13 protein-coding genes and 5 tRNA genes are annotated in these 14,912 nt (G+C 64.7%); all 18 read left to right on the forward strand.

Going from position 1 to position 14,912, the window contains the following annotated elements; translation table 11 throughout:
- Nucleotides 1-86: 86 nt before the first annotated feature.
- The gene (gene ispE / locus ACFFGH_RS05135; protein ID WP_386665448.1) at nt 87-995 is read left to right on the forward strand and encodes a 4-(cytidine 5'-diphospho)-2-C-methyl-D-erythritol kinase; all 909 of its coding nucleotides are present in this window, start codon (nt 87-89) and stop codon (nt 993-995) included.
- Nucleotides 996-1,026: 31 nt separating this feature from the next.
- Nucleotides 1,027-1,102, forward strand: a tRNA-Gln gene (locus tag ACFFGH_RS05140).
- Between the two features lie 107 nt (nt 1,103-1,209).
- Complete coding sequence (locus ACFFGH_RS05145) at nt 1,210-2,169, forward strand: ribose-phosphate diphosphokinase (RefSeq protein WP_386665451.1); 960 nt, start codon at nt 1,210-1,212, stop codon at nt 2,167-2,169.
- 112 nt (nt 2,170-2,281) lie between these two features.
- Nucleotides 2,282-2,908 carry a 50S ribosomal protein L25/general stress protein Ctc gene (locus ACFFGH_RS05150; RefSeq protein ID WP_386665453.1) on the forward strand — a complete coding sequence of 209 codons (627 nt, stop codon included), beginning with the start codon at nt 2,282-2,284 and terminating at the stop codon, nt 2,906-2,908.
- Between the two features lie 86 nt (nt 2,909-2,994).
- Complete coding sequence (pth, locus tag ACFFGH_RS05155; RefSeq protein ID WP_386665456.1) at nt 2,995-3,576, forward strand: aminoacyl-tRNA hydrolase; 582 nt, start codon at nt 2,995-2,997, stop codon at nt 3,574-3,576.
- Between the two features lie 96 nt (nt 3,577-3,672).
- Nucleotides 3,673-4,764, forward strand: a complete 1,092-nt coding sequence (gene ychF, locus ACFFGH_RS05160; RefSeq protein WP_386665458.1) for a redox-regulated ATPase YchF — start codon at nt 3,673-3,675, stop codon at nt 4,762-4,764.
- Nucleotides 4,765-4,838: 74 nt separating this feature from the next.
- A tRNA-Tyr gene (locus ACFFGH_RS05165) sits at nt 4,839-4,924 on the forward strand.
- A 99-nt stretch (nt 4,925-5,023) separates the two neighbouring features.
- Nucleotides 5,024-5,097 (forward strand) — tRNA-Gly (locus tag ACFFGH_RS05170).
- A 34-nt stretch (nt 5,098-5,131) separates the two neighbouring features.
- A tRNA-Thr gene (locus tag ACFFGH_RS05175) sits at nt 5,132-5,207 on the forward strand.
- Between the two features lie 40 nt (nt 5,208-5,247).
- Complete coding sequence (gene tuf / locus ACFFGH_RS05180) at nt 5,248-6,438, forward strand: elongation factor Tu (RefSeq protein ID WP_386665461.1); 1,191 nt, start codon at nt 5,248-5,250, stop codon at nt 6,436-6,438.
- A 110-nt stretch (nt 6,439-6,548) separates the two neighbouring features.
- Nucleotides 6,549-6,624: transfer RNA gene (locus tag ACFFGH_RS05185), tRNA-Trp, on the forward strand.
- A 93-nt stretch (nt 6,625-6,717) separates the two neighbouring features.
- On the forward strand, nt 6,718-7,095 hold the full coding sequence (secE, locus tag ACFFGH_RS05190; RefSeq protein ID WP_386665463.1) for a preprotein translocase subunit SecE: 378 nt from the start codon (nt 6,718-6,720) through the stop codon (nt 7,093-7,095).
- A 4-nt stretch (nt 7,096-7,099) separates the two neighbouring features.
- Entirely contained in the window at nt 7,100-7,684 is a 585-nt protein-coding gene (gene nusG, locus ACFFGH_RS05195; protein WP_386665466.1) for a transcription termination/antitermination protein NusG, read from the forward strand.
- A 160-nt stretch (nt 7,685-7,844) separates the two neighbouring features.
- Nucleotides 7,845-8,273, forward strand: a complete 429-nt coding sequence (gene rplK / locus ACFFGH_RS05200) for a 50S ribosomal protein L11 (RefSeq protein WP_386665469.1) — start codon at nt 7,845-7,847, stop codon at nt 8,271-8,273.
- Between the two features lie 2 nt (nt 8,274-8,275).
- Nucleotides 8,276-8,974 carry a 50S ribosomal protein L1 gene (gene rplA, locus ACFFGH_RS05205; RefSeq protein WP_386665471.1) on the forward strand — a complete coding sequence of 233 codons (699 nt, stop codon included), beginning with the start codon at nt 8,276-8,278 and terminating at the stop codon, nt 8,972-8,974.
- A 357-nt stretch (nt 8,975-9,331) separates the two neighbouring features.
- A complete protein-coding gene (rplJ, locus tag ACFFGH_RS05210; protein ID WP_386665473.1) occupies nt 9,332-9,877 on the forward strand; it encodes a 50S ribosomal protein L10 in 546 nt (181 codons plus the stop codon).
- Nucleotides 9,878-9,946: 69 nt separating this feature from the next.
- Nucleotides 9,947-10,315: a 50S ribosomal protein L7/L12 gene (gene rplL / locus ACFFGH_RS05215; RefSeq protein WP_386665476.1), complete on the forward strand. Its 369-nt coding sequence runs from the start codon at nt 9,947-9,949 to the stop codon at nt 10,313-10,315.
- A gap of 353 nt (nt 10,316-10,668) precedes the next feature.
- A complete protein-coding gene (rpoB, locus tag ACFFGH_RS05220) occupies nt 10,669-14,832 on the forward strand; it encodes a DNA-directed RNA polymerase subunit beta (protein ID WP_386665478.1) in 4,164 nt (1,387 codons plus the stop codon).
- Nucleotides 14,833-14,912: the final 80 nt, after the last annotated feature.

Raw genomic sequence — 14,912 nt, forward strand, 5'->3', positions numbered from 1 at the left:
TCGCAGCGGCGGCCTGGCGCGGTGCCGCACGCGTCGCTGTCAGCCGTTCGCACACCAGCCGGCGCCGCTTCCATTCCGGCAGATCAATGACGTCCGAAGTCCCGGTAGCGCCCGGCGAGGGCTGGAGCCACTGGCCCGCACCTGCCAAGCTCAATCTCTTCCTGCGCATCACGGGCCGGCGCAGCGACGGCTACCACCTGTTGCAGACCGTGTTCCGCATCCTCGCCTGGGGCGATCGCGTCTCGTTGCGCGTGCGCAGCGACCCGGCCATCGAACGTATCGGGACGTCGGTGCCCGGTGTGGCCGAGGCCGACGACCTCGTGGTCCGGGCCGCACGACTGCTGCAGAGCGAAACGAGCTGCAAGAAAGGCGTCTCGATCGCCGTCGACAAGCGCATCCCCGCGGGAGGCGGCTTCGGCGGCGGCTCGTCCGATGCCGCGACGGTCCTCGTCGCGCTCAACGAGCTCTGGGGAACGCGCGTGCCGGTCGACGCACTTGCCGAGCTGGGACTGAGGCTGGGCGCGGACGTGCCGGTTTTCATCCACGGCGACAACGCCTGGGCCGAAGGAGTGGGCGAACGCCTGCAGCCGGTCGAGCTGCAGCCGGCGTGGTACGTGCTGGTGGACCCCGGCGTTCACGCGCCGACCGCCGCGCTCTTCGGCAGTCCTGAATTGACGCGCGATGCAGCGCCCGCGAGAATGTGCGACTTCGTTTCGGGTGAGCCGCTCGGCAATGCGTTCGAGCCGGTGTTGCGCCGCCGCGAACCGGCCGTCGAGGCCGCGTTCGCTGCGCTGACGCGCATCGGATCGCCGCGACTGACCGGCTCCGGCAGCGGCTGCTTCGTCGAATTCGCAACCCGCGAGTCCGCCGGAGCCGCGCTCGCGGTGCTTCCCGCAGGGCTTCGGGCCTGGGTTGCACCGGGAGCCACGCGTTCGCCGTTGCAGGATGCACTCGACACATGGCGCGCGACCGCAGGCAGCCCCCGACCGGGCTGACCGCGGTCAGCCGCCGAAAGCCGGTTTATCCAGGGGCGTCGCCAAGTGGTTAAGGCACCGGGTTTTGATCCCGGCATTCGTAGGTTCGAATCCTTCCGCCCCTGCCAGTTCGGGAATACGGCAGTCGGGATTGCAGACTCCTGAGGCGAGCGCCTCCGAAGTCGCGCCCGTGCCGCTCCCCGGTTTCACGAATTCCAGGTCTCGAATTCCGGCCATGCAAAACGACCGTAATCTGCTCGTCTTCAGCGGCAACGCCAATCGCCCGCTTGCCGAGGCTGTCTGCCGCGAACTGGGCATCCGCCTGGGCAAAGCACTGGTCAGCCGCTTCTCCGACGGGGAGGTGCAGGTCGAGATCGAGGAAAACGTGCGCCGCCAGGAGGTGTTCGTCATCCAGCCGACGAACGCGCCGACCGCCGAGAACTTCATGGAGCTCCTCGTGCTCGTCGACGCGCTCAAGCGCGCATCGGTCAGCAACGTCACCGCCGTCGTGCCGTACTTCGGCTACGCCCGCCAGGACCGTCGCCCGCGCAGTTCGCGCGTGCCGATCACGGCGAAGGTCGCCGCGAAGATGTTCGGCGCCGTCGGCACTGACCGCGTGCTGACGGTCGACCTGCATGCTGACCAGATCCAGGGCTTTTTCGACATCCCGGTCGACAACGTCTACGCATCGCCACTGCTGCTTGCCGACATCTGGCGCGCGCACGGAACCGACAACCTCATCGTCGTATCGCCCGACGTCGGCGGCGTGGTGCGCGCCCGCGCGCTCGCCAAGCGCCTGGACGATGCCGAGCTCGCGATCATCGACAAGCGCCGCCCACGTGCGAACGTCGCCACCGTGATGAACATCATCGGTGACGTCGCCGGCAAAACCTGCGTGCTCGTCGACGACATCATCGACACCGCCGGCACGCTGTGCGCTGCGGCGGCTGCGCTCAAGGAGCACGGCGCGATCAAGGTCGTTGCCTACTGCACCCACCCGGTGCTCTCGGGCGCGGCGATCACGAACGTCACCAACTCGCAGCTCGACGAGCTCGTCGTCACCGACACCATCAAGCTGTCGGACGCGGCGCGTGCTTGCACCAAGATCCGTCAGCTCAGCGTGGCCGAGCTGCTCGCCGAAACGATCCGCCGCGTCGCGTTCGGCGAGTCGGTGAGCTCGCTCTACGTCGACTGATCCGAATCCGCGGTGTCGGGCTTTCCGGCGCCGCTTCTCCGCTCACCTGGTCGCGGGTGAGCGCTCCAGCCGCCGCGAGGCGGTTTTCATGCAGTAAAAGCGAGTAACTCAAATGTCCGATCACACCATCAAGGCCACGAGCCGCAACGTCGAAGGGAAGGGTGCGAGCCGCCGCCTCCGTCGTTCCGCCTCCATCCCGGCCATCGTCTACGGTGGCAACGCCGAGCCGCAGCCGATCCAGCTCGACCACGAAAAGATCTGGCTCGCCCAGCAGAACGAGTGGTTCTACTCCTCGATCCTCAACCTCGACATCGACGGCCAGGTGCAGAGCGTGCTGCTGCGTGACATGCAGCGCCACCCGTTCAAGCAGATCATCATGCACCTGGACTTCCAGCGCGTGAATGCGAACGAGACCCTGCGCGCGAAGGTGCCGCTGCACTTCCTCAACCAGGACACGTCGCCTGCCGGCAGGTCCGCCGAGGTCGTCGTCACGCACGAGCTCAACGAAGTCGAGGTCACCTGTCTGCCACGCGACCTGCCGGAGTTCATCGAGGTCGACCTCAGCGCGCTCAAGGTCGGCGATATCGTCCACCTGTCGCAGCTCAAGCTGCCGGCCGGCGTGGAAATCCCCGAGCTCAAGCTCGGCAAGGAACACGACGTCGCAGTGGTCATCGCCAAGCACGGTCGCGTGGAGGCAGCTGCCTCGGACGAGGGCGCGGCAGAAGACGACCAGCAGTAATCCGCTTGCCGCGCGCGATGTGGCGTGGAGTCCCCGGCCCGGCCGGGTGCCTCCGTCGCCCCACAATCCGCGGCTGCGGTTGAACGATGACCGGTCTACGCCTCATCGTCGGGCTCGGCAATCCCGGGCCCGAACATCTCAGGACCCGGCACAACGCCGGGTTCTGGTTTGTCGATGCGCTCGCCGAAAAGCTCGGCGGCCGCTTCGGCCTGGAAGCGAAGCTGTTCGGCGAGACCTGCAAGGTCGAGCTCGCGGGCCAGCCGGTGTGGCTGCTCAAGCCCGCCACCTTCATGAACCTCTCGGGTAAGTCGGTCGCGGCGGCCCTGCGTTACTGGAAGATCGAGCCGGAGCAGGCTCTTCTTGCCCACGACGAACTCGATCTCTCTCCCGGTACGGCTCGGCTCAAGTTCGACGGTGGCCACGGCGGCCAGAACGGACTGCGCGACACGATGCGCCTGCTCGGTCACGGCGGCTTCCATCGCCTCCGCGTCGGCATCGGCCATCCCGGCCACAAGGACAAGGTCACCCCGTGGGTGCTCGGCAGGCCCGGAAAGGATGACGAGGCTTCGATCCTGCGCGCGATCGACGACGCGATCGATGTCATGCCGCTGGCGGTGTCCGGCGATTTCAACGAAGCAATGAAGCGCCTCCACACGGCCAAGGCCTGATCGGGGCATCATCGCGGCCTGATCGGCCATGGGAAATCGCGGACCGGCGCGCCGGAGTGTGATTTCCCATTTCCGATAACTGCTTACGGATCACTCATGGGTATCAAATGCGGCATCGTCGGCCTGCCTAACGTCGGCAAGTCGACCCTGTTCAATGCACTGACGAAGGCGGGCATTGCGGCGGCGAACTTTCCGTTCTGCACGATCGAACCGAACGTCGGCGTGGTTCCGGTGCCGGACCCGCGTCTCAACGCGTTGGCCGAGATCGTCAAGCCGCAGAAGGTAATTCCGACCGCGGTCGAGTTCGTCGACATCGCGGGCCTCGTCGCCGGCGCCGCAAGCGGCGAGGGCCTTGGCAACAAGTTCCTCGCGCATATCCGCGAGGTCGACGCGATCACCCACGTCGTACGCTGCTTCGATCATCCGGACGTCATCCACGTCGCGAACAGGGTCGATCCGATTGCCGACATCGACACGATCGACACCGAACTCGCGCTCGCCGACCTCGACAGCGTCGAGAAGGCGCTGCAGCGCGCCGAGCGCTCGGCCAAGACTGGCGATAAGGACGCGAAGGCGCGCGTCGAGGTGCTGGGGCGCGTCCGGGCAGGTCTCGACGCCGGCAAGCCCGCGCGCGCGTTGGCGCTTTCCGACGACGATCGCGTGCTGCTGCGCGATCTTTTTCTGCTCACGCTCAAGCCGGTGATGTATGTCGCCAACGTGCTTGAGGATGGTTTCGAAAACAACCCGCACCTCGACGCCGTGCGCGAGCGCGCGAAAGGCGAGGGCGCCGAGGTCGTTCCCGTCTCCGCGGCGATCGAGGAGGAACTCAGCCAGCTCGAGGACGCCGATCGCGACGCGTTCCTCACCGACCTCGGTCTCGACGAGCCCGGACTGAACCGCGTGATCCGTGCCGCGTACAAACTGCTCGGCCTGCAGACGTACTTCACTGCCGGCGTAAAGGAAGTCCGTGCCTGGACCGTCAAGGCGGGCTCGACCGCACCGCAGGCGGCGGCCGTCATCCATACCGACTTCGAAAAGGGCTTCATCCGCGCCGAGACGATCGGGTACGACGATTTCCTCAAATATCGTGGTGAGTCCGGCGCACGCGATGCCGGCCGTCTGCGGCTCGAGGGTAAGGAATACCGCGTGCAGGAAGGCGATGTCCTGCATTTCCGATTCAACGTCTGACCCAATCGCTAATAGAAAAGTCTGAACAAATCGTTGACTTCCGTCGAACTCATCGCCAGAATTGCGGGCTCTTTGGAGGGATACCCAAGCGGCCAACGGGGGCAGACTGTAAATCTGCTGGCTCACGCCTTCGGTGGTTCGAATCCACCTCCCTCCACCAGTTCACGCCGGCAGTTGCTGGTGCGACAGTAAAACCCGGCGGCATTACCATCCGTCGGCGCAGTACCCAAGCAGGTGAAGCCAGCGCGAGTTGGCCGGCGCGGGAGTAGTTCAATGGTAGAACCTCAGCCTTCCAAGCTGATGGTGCGGGTTCGATCCCCGTCTCCCGCTCCATTGATGTCGCGACACTCGCCTGTTTGAACAATCTGCTCACGTAGCTCAGTCGGTAGAGCACCTCCTTGGTAAGGAGGAGGTCGCTGGTTCGATTCCAGTCGTGAGCACCATCTTTGATCCCACCTAGCACGACCTCATCGAGACGCAACCATGGCCAAGGGTAAGTTCGAGCGCACCAAGCCCCACGTGAACGTGGGCACGATCGGTCACGTTGACCACGGCAAGACGACGCTGACGGCGGCGCTGACGAAGGTGGGCGCCGAGCGTTTTGGCGGCGAGTTCAAGGCATACGACGCGATCGACGCGGCGCCGGAAGAGAAGGCGCGCGGCATCACGATCTCGACCGCACACGTCGAGTACGAATCGGCCAACCGTCACTACGCGCACGTTGACTGCCCGGGCCACGCCGACTACGTCAAGAACATGATCACCGGTGCGGCGCAGATGGACGGCGCGATCCTGGTGTGCTCGGCCGCTGACGGTCCGATGCCGCAGACCCGCGAGCACATCCTGCTCTCGCGTCAGGTCGGTGTGCCGTACATCGTCGTGTTCCTGAACAAGGCTGACATGGTCGACGACGCCGAGCTGCTCGAGCTGGTCGAAATGGAAGTGCGTGAGCTGCTCACGAAGTACGACTTCCCGGGCGACGACACCCCGATCATCCACGGTTCGGCCCGCCTGGCGCTGGAAGGCGACCAGAGCGAGATCGGCGTGCCGGCGATCCTTAAGCTCGTCGACGCGCTCGACACGTTCATCCCCGAGCCCGAGCGTGACATCGACAAGCCGTTCCTGATGCCGGTCGAAGACGTGTTCTCGATCTCCGGTCGCGGCACGGTTGTCACCGGTCGTATCGAGCGCGGCATCATCAAGGTCGGCGACGAAATCGAAATCGTCGGCATCCGCGCCACGCAGAAGACCACGGTCACCGGCGTCGAGATGTTCCGCAAGCTGCTCGACCAGGGTCAGGCAGGCGACAACGCCGGTCTGCTGCTGCGCGGCACGAAGCGCGACGACGTCGAGCGCGGCCAGGTGCTGTGCAAGCCGGGTTCGATCAAGCCGCACACCGACTTCGAAGCCGAAGTCTACGTGCTGAGCAAGGACGAGGGCGGCCGCCACACGCCGTTCTTCAAGGGCTACCGTCCGCAGTTCTACTTCCGCACCACCGACATCACCGGTGCGGTGCAGCTGCCGGAAGGCGTCGAGATGGTGATGCCGGGCGACAACGTGAAGATGGTGGTCACGCTGATCAACCCGGTCGCGATGGACGAAGGTCTGCGCTTTGCAATCCGCGAGGGCGGCCGCACCGTCGGCGCCGGCGTGGTGGCGAAGATCATCAAGTAAGGCGAAGCGGCCGAGAGGCCGCTATCGCGACGGCGGGCCGTAGATTGGCTGACAATCTCCGGTCCGCTTTCGCCGTTAAGACTGAAGTCTGGCGGCGCGTTTTCAGGCATACGCCAGTAGCTCAATTGGCAGAGCAGCGGTCTCCAAAACCGCAGGTTGGGGGTTCGAGTCCCTCCTGGCGTGCCAACTGCGGGTGAGCCGACCGATCAGGTCGCGACGCCACGCATCAAGATTCGAAAGTCCGCGCATCGCCGCGGACTCTCCCAAGGGACTCTCAGGATGAACAGCAAGATCGAGCCATCCCGGAGCGGATCCGCGGCTGACGTCTTCAAGTATGCGCTGGCGCTGCTTCTCGTGGCGGCCAGCGTTTTTGCATATTACTGGTTCGACCAGTGGCCCACGGCGCTGCGCACCCTGATTGTGGTGCTCGGAATCGTCGCTGCGGTCGTGGTGTTCGCTGTCACCGCCAAGGGCGGCCAGACGCGCGAGTTCCTGTCGGAATCCCGTTTCGAGTTGCGCAAGGTGGTCTGGCCCACGCGCCAGGAAGCCATGCGCACCACCTGGGTCGTCATGATCGCCGTCGCTGTGCTCAGCCTCATCCTGGCCGGCTTCGACGTCATCATCCAGGCCGCTGTGAAGTTCCTGCTGGGACGGTGAACAAATGAACGAATCGCAGAGCTCCGACGCCAACAAGCGCTGGTACGTCGTCCACGCCTATTCCGGGTTCGAGAAGTCGGTGGCCCAAGCGCTGCGTGACCGCATCGTCCGCGCGGACATGCAGGATCGCTTCGGCGATGTGCTGGTTCCGACGGAAGAGGTCATCGAGATGCGTGCCGGGCAGAAGCGCCGGTCCGAACGCAAGTTCTTTCCCGGCTACGTGCTGGTCCAGATCGCGACGCACGACGACAACGGCATTCCGCGCATCGACAGCGAGTCGTGGCACCTCATCAAAGAAACCCCGAAGGTCATGGGTTTTATCGGTGGTACCGCCGACCGGCCGTTGCCGATCGCCGACCGCGAAGCCGACATGATCCTGCAGCGCGTTCAGGAAGGCGTCGAGAAGCCGCGGCCAAAGGTGCTCTTCGAGCCCGGCGAGATGGTGCGCGTGGTCGATGGCCCGTTCAACGACTTCAACGGGGTCGTCGAAGAGATCAACTACGAGAAGAGCCGCTTGCGCGTCGCCGTGCTGATCTTTGGACGCTCGACGCCGGTCGAACTCGAATTCGGCCAAGTCGAAAAAGCCTGATATACTGCGCGGCTCCCTGCCTGAGCGGGGAGTCTGCGTTTTCGCGCCGGCCGCCATCGTGCGGCCGCTCGCGCATAGATAACGTGATGTCGGGACACGTGATTTTCCCGGCGCGATGGGGAGCCTGCGGTTCAGGCGCTAGCACCCGGAGAGCAAGCAAATGGCAAAGAAAGTAGTCGGCTACATCAAGCTGCAGGTCAAGGCCGGTCAGGCCAACCCCTCGCCGCCCGTTGGTCCTGCGCTGGGTCAGCGCGGTCTGAACATCATGGAGTTCTGCAAGGCGTTCAACGCCGCGACCTCCAAGCTCGAGCCGGGACTGCCAACGCCGGTCATCATCACCGCGTATTCCGACCGTACGTTCACCTTCGTCACGAAGAGCACGCCGGCTTCCGTCCTGCTGAAGAAGGCGGCCGGCATCACGTCCGGCTCGAAGCGTCCGAACACCGAGAAGGTGGGTAAGGTTACCCGCGCCCAGCTCGAGGACATCGCGCGCCAGAAGGAAGCCGACCTGACGGCGGCTGAACTCGAGGCGGCGGTGCGTACGATTGCGGGCTCGGCCCGCAGCATGGGTCTGGTGGTGGAGGGCTGATCATGGCGATGACCAAGCGCGAGAAAGCAATCAAGGCAGCCGTCGTTCCGGGTAAGGCCTACCCGTTCGAAGAGGCGGTCCAGATCCTCAAGAACACCAGCAAGGCAAAGTTCGTCGAGTCCGTCGACGTTGCCGTTCGCCTGGGCGTGGACGCGAAGAAGTCGGACCAGCAGGTCCGCGGCTCGACCGTCCTTCCGGCCGGCACCGGCAAAACCGTGCGCGTGGCGGTGTTCGCCCCGGCGGGTGCCAAGGCTGACGAAGCCCGCGCCGCAGGCGCCGAGGCTGTCGGCATGGACGATCTCGCCGAGCAGATGATGGCGGGCGACCTGAACTATGACGTCGTCATTGCGACCCCGGACGCGATGCGCGTCGTCGGTAAGCTCGGCCAAGTGCTCGGTCCGCGCGGTCTGATGCCCAACCCGAAGGTTGGCACCGTTTCGCCGAACCCGGCCGAAGCCGTGAAGAACGCGAAGGGTGGCCAGGTGCGCTATCGCACCGACAAGGCCGGCATCATCCACTGCACGATCGGCAAGGCCAGCTTCGAAGACGGCTCGCTGAAGGACAACCTGCAGGCGCTGCTGATGGACCTGATCAAGGCCAAGCCGGCGACCTCAAAGGGTCAATACCTTCAGAAGGTCTCGATCAGCTCGACCATGGGTCCGGGCGTGACGGTCGACACCGCTTCGCTGACGCTCAAGTAATTCAGCAGTACGCCCGGCGCGTTCAGGCGCGCTGGACGGGGCGGCGCACAGCCCCACACTTTTGAAGGCATCGTCCGGACCCGTTCCGGACGAAGCCGTCAAAGACCGCAGGTGCGGTCAGCGCGCTACGACGACGTGCAGGGATGCGCGCTTTGGCAAGGAACCGCCGTCGAAGCAAGCGGGGCTGCTTAATCCGGATCCATACGGATCGGCCTGCGCAGATGGTGCCGCCTTTCTGGAATTTTTCTGGAGTGGCCACCACCGGGACGCCTCCGGCGTCCCCGGCGCCAGGGAGCAGGTGCCGCCCAGGACCGCAAACGGCAGGAGCCGTGAGCGGAGTTCATTTGGAGGAGTGCAATGGCTCTCAATCTGTCTCAGAAGCAAGAAGTAGTGGCCGAGCTCGCGGAAGTTGCCGCGACCGCCCACTCCTTGGTTGCTGCCGAGTACGCAGGCATGTCGGTCGGTCAGTTGACCGCCATGCGCAAGCAGGCTCGCGAGACCGGCGTTTTCTTGAAGGTTGTCAAGAACACGCTGGCCGTCCGCGCGGTCGAAGGTACCGAGTACGAGTGCACGAAAGACGCACTCGTCGGTCCGCTGCTGTATGCGTTCTCGACGGAAGAACCCGGCGCTGCCGGGCGTCTGATCAAGGACTTCTCGAAGGGTAACGACAAGCTCAAGGCGAAGGTGGTTGCCGTTGGCGGCCAGCTGTACCCGGCGAGCCACGTCGACGTGCTCGCGTCGCTGCCGACCCGCGAACAGGCTCTGGCCATGCTGGCCCGCGTCCTCGCCGAGCCGGCTGCCATGTTCGCGCGTGCGGTCAAGGCGGTGGCCGACCAGCAGGGCGGTGGCGATGCTGCCGACGCTGGCGCGGAAACGACCGAAGCCGCGGCTGAAACCGCCTGACGATCACTCGCGAACGCGAGTGTCGATCCTGAATCCGATTCGTAAGATCAATTTCCAGAGGTAATACAAATGTCCCTTTCCAACGACCAGATCGTCGACGCCGTTGCCGGCATGACCCTGATGGAAGTGATGGAGCTGGTCAAGGCCATCGAAGAGAAGTTCGGCGTCTCCGCCGCTGCCCCGGTCATGGCCGCTGGCCCAGCCGCCGCCGCGGCTCCGGTCGAAGAGCAGACCGAGTTCAACGTCATCCTGAAGTCGGCCGGCGACAAGAAGGTCGAGGTCATCAAGGCCGTCCGCGCCATCACCGGCCTGGGCCTGAAGGAAGCGAAGGACCTGACCGAAGCCGGTGGCGTCGTGAAGGAAGGCGCGTCGAAGGACGACGCCGCAAAGATGAAGAAGGACCTCGAGGCCGCTGGCGCGACCGTCGAAGTCAAGTAACCCGTAGTTGCGTCGCCGGCTTCCACTGGCGACCACCTGAGGCTGGGGGCGAAAGCCCCCGGCCTTTGGCCGTTGTAAAGCCGGGGTTGGAGGTTCGGCGGTTAGGATTCGAGGTCGCGGCAGTTCTGCCGTCGAATCCGAACCTGTCCCCAATCACCCGGCCCATCGAGTTGGCAGTTGGAAGTAGCGGGAGAGGGCGTGCTGGTGCCGGCAATACCAGCGACTCCCAACTGGCAATTTACTTTCGTCCCAGGGCTTCGAGTTTCGCGACACGGACTGCACCGAGCGCCACGCGCTCGCGTGAGGCTTGGTCGACGGCTCCAATCCCGGCTCCACAGAGGCGGTAGCTCATCATGTCCACTTCCACGTCGAAGTATTCGTTCACCGAGAAGAAGCGCATCCGCAAGGATTTCGGCAAGCGCAAGGCAATCCTCGAGGTGCCGTTCCTGCTCGCGATCCAGGTCGACTCGTACCGCGAGTTCCTGCAGGAAAACATCGATCCGGCCCGCCGCGAAGACCGCGGCCTGCATGCGGCGCTGAAATCGGTGTTTCCGATCGTCAGCTACAGCGGGAACGCTGCGCTCGAGTACGTGGGCTACAAGCTCGGCGAACCGGCGTTTGACGAGCGTGAATGCCGCACACGTGGCATGAGCTACGGCGCGCCGCTGCGCGTGACCGTGCGCCTGGTGATCTACGACCGTGAGTCGTCGACCAAGGCGATCAAGTACGTGAAGGAGCAGGAAGTCTACATGGGCGAAATTCCGCTCATGACGGGCAACGGCACCTTTATCGTCAATGGCACCGAGCGCGTCATCGTCTCCCAGTTGCACCGCTCGCCGGGCGTGTTCTTCGACCACGACCGTGGCAAGACGCACAGCTCGGGCAAGCTTCTCTACAGCGCCCGCATCATTCCTTACCGTGGCTCCTGGCTCGACTTCGAGTTCGACCCGAAGGACGCGCTGTTCACCCGAATCGATCGCCGCCGCAAGCTGCCGGTGACTGTGCTGCTGCGCGCGCTCGGCTACTCGAACGAGGAAATGCTGCGCGAGTTCTTCGAGATCAACACGTTCCACATCCTCCCCGAGGGCGTGCAGTGGGAGCTCGTGTCCGAGCGCTTGCGCGGTGAAACGCTGGACTTCGATCTCGCTGACGGCGAACGCATCATCGTCGAGGCCGGTAAGCGCGTAACCGCGCGCCACGTCAAGCAGATGGAGCAGTCGGGCATCGCCGCGCTGGCCGTGCCGGACAGCTACCTGGTGGGCCGAATCCTCGCGCACGACGTTGTGGACCCGAAGACGGGCGAACTGCTCGCGAACGCGAACGACGAAATCAACGACGACCAGCTGGCCGCGTTCCGCAAGGCCGGTATCGAGTCCGTCGGCACGATCTGGGTCAACGACCTCGACCGTGGTCCGTACATTTCGAACACGCTGCGCATCGATCCGAGCAAGACCCAGCTGGAGGCGCTCGTCGAGATCTACCGCATGATGCGTCCGGGCGAGCCGCCCACCAAGGACGCGGCGCAGAACCTGTTCCACAACCTGTTCTTCACGTTCGACCGTTACGACCTGTCGGCCGTCGGCCGCATGAAGTTCAACCGTCGCATCGGCCGCAAGGAAACCACTGGCGCCGCTGTGCTGTACGACGCCAAGTACTTCGCCGACCGCAAGGACGACGAGTCCGTCCGCCTGCGCGATGCGCTCGGGGAGACCTCGGACATCCTCGACGTCGTCCGCACGCTGACCGAGATCCGCAACGGTCGCGGCGTGGTCGACGACATCGACCACCTGGGCAATCGTCGCGTGCGTTCGGTCGGCGAGATGGCCGAGAACACGTTCCGCGTGGGCCTGGTCCGCGTTGAGCGCGCGGTCAAGGAGCGCCTGTCGATGGCCGAGTCCGAAGGACTCACGCCACAGGAGCTCATCAACGCCAAGCCTGTCGCCGCTGCGATCAAGGAGTTCTTCGGCTCCTCGCAGCTGTCGCAGTTCATGGATCAGAACAACCCGCTGTCGGAAGTCACGCACAAGCGTCGCGTGTCGGCCCTCGGCCCGGGCGGCCTCACCCGTGAACGCGCTGGCTTCGAAGTGCGCGACGTCCACCCGACCCACTACGGTCGCGTCTGCACGATCGAGACGCCTGAAGGCCCGAACATCGGTCTGATCAACTCGCTCGCTGTGTACGCGCGCACGAACCAGTACGGCTTCCTCGAGACGCCGTACCGCCGCGTCGTGGACGGCCAGGTGACCGACGAGGTCGAGTTCCTGTCGGCCATCGAAGAGAACGAGTACGTCATCGCCCAGGCGAACGCGCCTCAGGACGAGAACGGCACGCTTACCGCGCAGTTCGTCGCATGCCGTTACCAGGGCGAGTCGCTGCTCAAGCCGCCGGCCGAGATCCACTTCATGGACGTCTCGCCGATGCAAACAGTGTCGGTCGCGGCCGCGCTCGTGCCGTTCCTTGAGCACGACGACGCGAACCGCGCACTGATGGGCGCGAACATGCAGCGCCAGGCGGTCCCGACGCTCAAGGCCCAGAAGCCGCTGGTCGGCACGGGCATCGAGCGCGCGGTGGCCCGCGACTCGGGCGTGACCGTAAATGCACTGCGCGGCGGCACGATCGAGCAGATCGACGCAGCCCGCATCGTGGTCAAGGTCAATGAAGAGGAGATCTCCGGCGAGACCGATGCCGGCGTCGACATCTACAACCTGATCAAGTACACGCGTTCGAACCAGAACACCTGCATCAACCAGACCCCTCTGGTGAAGGTCGGTGACGTGATCGCGCGCGGCGACGTGCTGGCCGACGGTCCTTCGACGGACATCGGCGAGCTCGCGCTCGGCCAGAACATGCTCGTCGCGTTCATGCCGTGGAACGGTTACAACTTCGAAGACTCGATCCTGCTTTCAGAGCGCGTCGTCAAGGAAGATCGCTACACGACGATTCACATCGAGGAGCTGACCTGCGTCGCGCGCGACACGAAGCTCGGGCCGGAGGAGATTTCCGCCGACATCCCGAACGTCTCCGAGAACGCGCTCAATCGCCTCGATGAGTCCGGCGTGGTGTACATCGGCGCCGAAGTGCGCGCCGGCGACATCATGGTGGGCAAGGTCACGCCGAAGGGCGAGAGCCAGCTGACGCCGGAAGAGAAGCTGCTGCGCGCGATCTTCGGCGAGAAGGCGTCCGACGTTAAGGACAGCTCGCTGCGCGTGCCGCCGGGCATGGACGGCACCGTCATCGACGTGCAGGTCTTCACCCGCGACGGCATCGAGAAGGACAAGCGTGCGCGCCAGATCGAGGAGTCCGAGATCCGTCGCGTCAAGAAGGACTTCGACGACCAGTACCGCATCCTCGAAGCGGCGATCTTCGACCGTCTGCGCAGCCAGCTGATCGGCAAGACCGCCAACGGCGGCGCCGGCCTGAAGAAGGGTGAGACCGTCACCAGCCTCGTGCTCGACGGCCTCAAGCGTTCGGACTGGTTCACGCTGCGCATGAAGGACGAGGACGCAGTCGAGGCGATTGAGCGCGCGCAGAAGCAGATCGAAGCCCACAAGGCCGAGTTCGAGAAGCGCTTCGCCGACAAGCGCGGCAAGATCACGCAGGGCGACGACCTCGCTCCGGGCGTGCTCAAGATGGTCAAGGTGTTCCTGGCCGTTAAGCGCCGCATCCAGCCGGGCGACAAGATGGCAGGCCGCCACGGCAACAAGGGTGTCGTCTCGACGATCGTGCCCGTGCAGGACATGCCGTACATGGCCGACGGCCAGACTGTCGACATCGTGCTCAACCCGCTCGGCGTGCCGTCGCGTATGAACATCGGGCAGATCCTCGAGGTTCACTTGGGTTGGGCGGCGAAGGGGCTGGGCGCGAAGATCCAGCGCATGATCGAGGCTCAGGCCGCGGTCACCGAGCTGCGTGCCTTCCTCGACCAGATCTACAACCACGACAACGACGTGGTGGGCGAGCGCGTCGACCTGACGCAGTTCAGCGATCAGGAACTGCTCACGCTGGCGAAGAACCTCACCGATGGCGTCCCGATGGCGACGCCGGTGTTCGACGGTGCGGCGGAGTTCGAGATCAAGCGCATGCTCGAACTCGCGGAACTGCCGAGCAGCGGCCAGACGATCCTGCATGACGGACGCACGGGCGAGGCGTTCGAACGCCCGGTGACGGTCGGCTACATGCACATGCTGAAGCTCAACCACCTGGTCGACGACAAGATGCACGCGCGTTCGACTGGTCCGTACTCGCTCGTCACCCAGCAGCCGCTGGGCGGCAAGGCGCAGTTCGGTGGCCAGCGCTTCGGTGAGATGGAAGTCTGGGCACTGGAAGCCTACGGCGCGGCCTACACCCTGCAGGAAATGCTGACGGTGAAGTCCGACGACGTGCAGGGCCGCAACCAGATGTACAAGAACATCGTCGACGGCGAGTACGAAATGGTCGCGGGCATGCCGGAGTCCTTCAACGTGCTGGTGAAGGAAATCCGTTCGCTCGCGATCAACATGGAGCTCGAAGAGGACTGAGTGCCGACCCGGCTCGCAGGCGCTGCTTGATGCGCGCCTGCGAGCCACCTCCGGTGATTTCCGGTTCCTGACGAATTCCT

It is taken from the genome of Lysobacter korlensis (assembly GCF_042434515.1).

Coding starts and splice junctions, on each gene's coding strand:
- tuf (WP_386665461.1), top strand. CDS start 5,248: ATGGCCAAGGGTAAGTTCGAGCGCACCAAGCCCCACGTGAACGTGGGC.
- pth (WP_386665456.1), top strand. CDS start 2,995: ATGACCGGTCTACGCCTCATCGTCGGGCTCGGCAATCCCGGGCCCGAA.
- rplJ (WP_386665473.1), top strand. CDS start 9,332: ATGGCTCTCAATCTGTCTCAGAAGCAAGAAGTAGTGGCCGAGCTCGCG.
- rpoB (WP_386665478.1), top strand. CDS start 10,669: ATGTCCACTTCCACGTCGAAGTATTCGTTCACCGAGAAGAAGCGCATC.
- secE (WP_386665463.1), top strand. CDS start 6,718: ATGAACAGCAAGATCGAGCCATCCCGGAGCGGATCCGCGGCTGACGTC.
- nusG (WP_386665466.1), top strand. CDS start 7,100: ATGAACGAATCGCAGAGCTCCGACGCCAACAAGCGCTGGTACGTCGTC.
- rplK (WP_386665469.1), top strand. CDS start 7,845: ATGGCAAAGAAAGTAGTCGGCTACATCAAGCTGCAGGTCAAGGCCGGT.
- rplA (WP_386665471.1), top strand. CDS start 8,276: ATGGCGATGACCAAGCGCGAGAAAGCAATCAAGGCAGCCGTCGTTCCG.
- ACFFGH_RS05150 (WP_386665453.1), top strand. CDS start 2,282: ATGTCCGATCACACCATCAAGGCCACGAGCCGCAACGTCGAAGGGAAG.
- ychF (WP_386665458.1), top strand. CDS start 3,673: ATGGGTATCAAATGCGGCATCGTCGGCCTGCCTAACGTCGGCAAGTCG.
- ACFFGH_RS05145 (WP_386665451.1), top strand. CDS start 1,210: ATGCAAAACGACCGTAATCTGCTCGTCTTCAGCGGCAACGCCAATCGC.
- ispE (WP_386665448.1), top strand. CDS start 87: ATGACGTCCGAAGTCCCGGTAGCGCCCGGCGAGGGCTGGAGCCACTGG.
- rplL (WP_386665476.1), top strand. CDS start 9,947: ATGTCCCTTTCCAACGACCAGATCGTCGACGCCGTTGCCGGCATGACC.